This is a genomic window from Rhizobium sp. 01T444 (genome assembly GCF_056398305.1).
Genome location: NZ_JBFTPD010000403.1, coordinates 1 through 523, shown reverse-complemented (window position 1 = coordinate 523; position 523 = coordinate 1). Strand labels below are relative to the sequence as shown.

Genomic DNA, 523 nt, shown 5'->3' with positions numbered 1-523 from the left:
CAAGGTAGCCGACCCCGACTTGGCGCTGCTTTGCGTGCCGGCCGCGTACGTCGACTGCACGAGATCTATCACGGATTTGGACGAGGCGGACCATACCGGGAAGACGTCCCACCTCTTGAGCTTCGTCGTGACCGATCGCGTCAAGGCGGTCTACAAGGACAAGTCGGCCGCGACATGGGCCGGAAGGGTCGTGACATCCATGGCGGAGCTGCAGGAGAGGCAGTACCCGTTCTGGAAGAACATCGGTCGCCTGCAGATCGAAGTCGCTGACGCCACTGGGCGCATCGCCTATCTCAACTCATTCGCGCCTTGGGGTTGGCGGTCGATTGAGGTCGGCGCGAAGGTTCACCTCCTCGCCACCGTGAAGCGGTTCGGCGATGACCTCTATGTCGAGCCTGGGGCCGAGCAGCCGCACAGCGGAGCGATTGGCCGGATCTGGGCGCGATACCTGGGCTTGCAGGGGCGCGTGACGGGCGAGGCGGTCACGGGCGCCGTGCACGCGGTGCTCGACAAGGAGGTTGCC

The 523-nt window shown here is 65.0% G+C and carries 1 protein-coding gene; it reads left to right on the top strand.

The features are described from left to right. Positions 1-115: 115 nt before the first annotated feature. A partial coding sequence (locus AC1DTN_RS39160) for a hypothetical protein (protein ID WP_477925634.1) occupies positions 116-523 on the top strand: 408 nt, incomplete at its 3' end.